Annotated in this window: 5 protein-coding genes; 4 read left to right on the top strand and 1 reads right to left on the bottom strand. The window is 40.4% G+C overall.

What is annotated here, in order from left to right; all coding sequences use genetic code 11:
- Both VMW81_09015 and VMW81_09010 read left to right on the top strand, forming a co-directional pair.
- The coding region (locus VMW81_09015; protein ID HUU51081.1) for a cupin domain-containing protein at window positions 1-371 on the top strand (371 nt) is incomplete at its 5' end.
- Window positions 372-466: 95 nt separating this feature from the next.
- On the top strand, window positions 467-1252 hold the full coding sequence (locus VMW81_09010; GenBank protein ID HUU51080.1) for a DUF2268 domain-containing putative Zn-dependent protease: 786 nt from the start codon (window positions 467-469) through the stop codon (window positions 1250-1252).
- A gap of 9 nt (window positions 1253-1261) precedes the next feature.
- On the opposite strand, the gene VMW81_09005 is transcribed toward VMW81_09010, so the two are convergent.
- Window positions 1262-2623: a TrpB-like pyridoxal phosphate-dependent enzyme gene (locus VMW81_09005; protein HUU51079.1), complete on the bottom strand. Its 1362-nt coding sequence runs from the start codon at window positions 2621-2623 to the stop codon at window positions 1262-1264.
- Window positions 2624-2809: 186 nt separating this feature from the next.
- Here VMW81_09005 and VMW81_09000 point away from each other — a divergent pair, with 186 nt between their 5' ends.
- Window positions 2810-3367, top strand: a complete 558-nt coding sequence (locus tag VMW81_09000) for a UbiX family flavin prenyltransferase (protein HUU51078.1) — start codon at window positions 2810-2812, stop codon at window positions 3365-3367.
- Window positions 3336-3734: a hypothetical protein gene (locus VMW81_08995; GenBank protein HUU51077.1), complete on the top strand. Its 399-nt coding sequence runs from the start codon at window positions 3336-3338 to the stop codon at window positions 3732-3734. Before VMW81_09000 ends, VMW81_08995 begins: the two co-directional genes overlap by 32 nt.
- Window positions 3735-3854: the final 120 nt, after the last annotated feature.

The following is a 3854-nucleotide window of genomic DNA, read 5'->3' as shown; positions in this document are numbered from 1 at the left end:
AAATCTTGATTAAGGAGGCATTTATGGATCAAAATATTGTTTTTGAAGACAGAGTGGACTGGCAGCCCCATCCAAAATTTAAGGGGGTGGAGATTAAGCCCTTTTTTACAGAGAAGGTGCATAAATCTCAGGCCTCAATTGTTCTTGTTCGGACAAAGAAGGGTGAGGAGATACCCGAACATATCCATGAAGATTCCGATGATATTTTCTATGTCCTTTCAGGAAAGGGTAAGGAGTTTATTGAAGGGAGCGGTGAATTTGTTCTTCAAAAAGGAATGGGAGTAAGGATTCCCAAAGGGTCGAAACACAGGACATATGATGTTGAAGAAGACTTAGTCTTTTATGGTGTTTTTGCCCCACCAACCATGTAGAGAATAGAGCGCTTAAAAGAATCGATTAAAATAACAGGACAAGGACGATTTTCTCTTTGCCCAACTGTATTTCAGACCCCTTTTTAAAAGTTTTTATGCCAATCCATTCTCTTTACAGAGATTTTTTCCGATTTTTGAGTGTCTATAAAAAGAGAGAAGACCCCTTCGAGGCATATCAGCATTACTACCTTAATCCCCACAAAAGATTTTTAACCTCTTACTGGAAACACTTTCGATATTTTGATGAAAGGCAGATTGAAAACAGGGTGAGGTCTATCAAGCCAGGGGATTATTCTCTCCTTCAGGAACTCTTATTCCATAATAGCCCAGAGAAAATATGCCTTGAGACCCTGAAGAGATGTCTGGAGGTAAAAGGATTTTCTGAAAACAAAGAGCCTTCTCAAATTCCCCCAGAGCCCCATATCTACCTCTTTGTTGGCTTTTTTTCTGCTGATGGTTTTGTGCTTAAACTCGATGATATTTTTATCATGGGATTCGGGCTTGAGAGATATAAAAGCTTTAAAAGTCTTCCTATCATCTTTACTCATGAGTATGGCCATTATCTGCAGAAACTGGGGATAGCAAAGTATAAGGCTAAAAGAGATTATAGAGAAGGGACAGTTGGAGAGTTTCTCCTTTCAGAGGGCCTGGCCTTTTCATTCTCAATAAAGGTATTTCCAGAAAGAAAACTCTTTGAACATCTCTTCCTCTCCTATCAAACCTGCAATTGGTGTATTGAAAATGAAAGGAGGCTTATGGAAAAAGTGAGACCTTTTTTGGATAAACCCGCAGAATATAATAGTATCTATTTTATCGAGAAGGAGAGGAATATTCCTTCACGCTCATTGAATTATGTGGCTTATAAGCTTTTGGAGAGATAATTGAATAAGTTAGGGCTTTGGATAATCTTTTAATTTTGCTAGGGATTTATCGATTTCTTCCTGAGGAAGGTCAAAGTCCACTAGATTACCGGAGAGATAGTTATTATATGCAGACATATCAAAATGCCCGTGCCCGCTGAAATTAAAGAGAATCGTCTTTTCTTTACCCTCTTCCTTGCATTTTATTGCCTCATCAATTACTGATTTTATAGCATGGGCTGTCTCAGGGGCAGGGATAATCCCTTCATGTCTGGCAAAGATAAGAGCTGCTTCAAAAACCTCTGTCTGGTAGTAGGATGTCGATTGAATAAACCCGTCTTTTACCAGCTGGCTGATAAGCGGAGCCATGCCGTGATATCTCAAACCTCCAGCATGGATACCAGGAGGGATAAAAGCATGTCCCAAGGTATACATGGTGAGGAGGGGGGTTAACATAGAGGTATCACCAAAATCGTAAGCAAATTCTCCTCTGGTCAAAGTAGGACAGGCCTTAGGTTCAACCGCCAAAAACGTAATCTCTTTTCCATTAAATTTATCCACCAAAAAGGGGAAGGCAATCCCTGCAAAGTTGCTCCCTCCTCCGCAGCATCCAATAACAATATCCGGATAATCATTGAGAATCTCGAGCTGCTTTTTTGTCTCAAGCCCGATGATTGTCTGGTGCAGAAGGACATGGTTTAAAACGCTTCCCAGTGAATATCTGGTATCTTTTCTTGAAAGCGCATCTTCCACAGCCTCACTGATAGCAATACCGAGACTTCCTGGAGTATCCGGATGAGCTTCGAGAATTTTTATTCCAGACTTTGTGTTTGTGCTTGGACTCGGAAAGATCTTTCCCCCCCATGCCTCTATCATAGATCGCCGATACGGTTTCTGGTCATAACTTACCCTGACCATATAGACCACACACTCCAGACCCAGAAAGCAACAGGCCATACTCAGGGCACTTCCCCACTGCCCAGCCCCTGTCTCTGTTGCAAGCCTTTTAACCCCCTCAACCTTATTATAGTATGCCTGGGCAACAGATGTGTTCGTTTTATGGCTCCCTGCAGGGCTTACTGCTTCATTCTTATAGTAAATTTTGGCAGGGGTCTTAAGATATTTTTCCAGGGCCCTGGCCCGATGCAGCGGGGTGGGACGCCAGAGTCGATAGATCTCTAATATTTTCTCTGGAATATCAATCCACCTCTTAGTGCTCACCTCCTGTTTGATCAATCCCTCCGGAAATATGGGGCTGAGATCCTCAATACTTATTGGTTTTCCAGTAGCTGGATTTAAAGGGGGCTTAAGGGGATTTGGCATATCCGCTGCGATATTATACCATCTCTTTGGAAGGTCTTTTTCTTCGAGCAATATCTTACACTGATCCATGATGAGCCTCACCAAGAATTAAAAATTTAAACAACCTCGCAATATAAAATGAATAGAGAGATGTGTCAATCTTTTAATAAAAATCTCTTCTCTATATGAGAGGTGCTGTTTGGCTTGACAATTTTTGACTGTTCGCATAGAATCAAAAAAATTTGAAAAATCAAAATATTAGCAGGAACTGTTTTTATGAAGATTGCTGTCGGGATAACAGGCGCCAGTGGTTCAATCTATGGCTTAAAATTTTTAGAGGCACTGAAATCACTCAAGATCGAAAGCCATCTGATTGTCTCAGATGCAGGCGATAAGGTTACGAAGCATGAATTGGGTTTTGGTAAGGAGGAATTATCAAAATATGCTGACCATCATTATGAAATTGATAGCATCGATTCCTCCCTGGCAAGCGGTTCATTTTTAATAGATAAGATGGTGATTATTCCCTGTTCGATGAATACCCTTGGGTGTATCAGTAGTGGTATCTCTTTAAACCTGATTCATCGATGTGCCCATGTTATCTTAAAAGAGGGAAAAAAATTAGTCCTTGTCATGAGAGAGACCCCTCTAAGCCCTATAGACCTTGAGAATATGCAGAAGCTCTCCAGGATGGGTGTTACAATCCTCCCCGCTTCCCCTGCCTTTTATCATGGCCCAAAGAGTATTGATGATTTAGTAAACCATATCGTTGGTAAAACCTTAGATGCGTTAGAGATAAAAAATGATCTCTTTAAAAGATGGGGATCAAAGTAGATCAATGCTTAGAGAAAGTTTTTTGGATAGAGAGATTGTATTAGAACCAATCGAACTTGGAGATGATCTCTTGGTTTTATTATACGGGGGAAGCAGGAGTCATATCGGTTCGTGTATCTTATCGATTCCAAGACCAACGCTTAGGGGAGGAAATAAGATTTCCTGCACATCCAGCGTAATGAATATCGTTGGGCATAAGGATGAAGAGGTAGGAAGAGAAGCAGCAGAGGCGATTACAAGGGTTCTTAATAAAAAGGTCATGCTTGTTTGCGGCATCCACTATGAGGGGCTTTTGGAAAATGATTTAAAGCAGATAAAAGAGATATGCAGGAGACTCGTTAAAAGATATTTGAAGAGTAAAGAATAGCCCTTTTTACAATTTTTAAAATCTACTCAATTATCATTCCTTAAAAATGTCAGATTCTTCAAGGCTTCAGACATTCTCATGGATATTGTATGATTTTTCCAATACCATTTTTTCGATGAA

This window comes from Nitrospinota bacterium, from assembly GCA_035528715.1.
In the GTDB taxonomy this organism is placed as follows: Bacteria; JADFOP01; JADFOP01; order DATKYB01; family DATKYB01; genus DATKYB01.
The sequence above is the reverse complement of the archived record's forward strand: the minus strand, read 5'-3'. Positions and strand labels throughout refer to the sequence as shown.

Excerpts from the sequence above, each read along its gene's own strand:
- VMW81_09010 (HUU51080.1), top strand. The coding sequence starts at position 467 with ATGCCAATCCATTCTCTTTACAGAGATTTTTTCCGATTTTTGAGTGTC.
- VMW81_09005 (HUU51079.1), bottom strand. The coding sequence starts at position 2,623 with ATGGATCAGTGTAAGATATTGCTCGAAGAAAAAGACCTTCCAAAGAGA.
- VMW81_09000 (HUU51078.1), top strand. The coding sequence starts at position 2,810 with ATGAAGATTGCTGTCGGGATAACAGGCGCCAGTGGTTCAATCTATGGC.
- VMW81_08995 (HUU51077.1), top strand. The coding sequence starts at position 3,336 with ATGATCTCTTTAAAAGATGGGGATCAAAGTAGATCAATGCTTAGAGAA.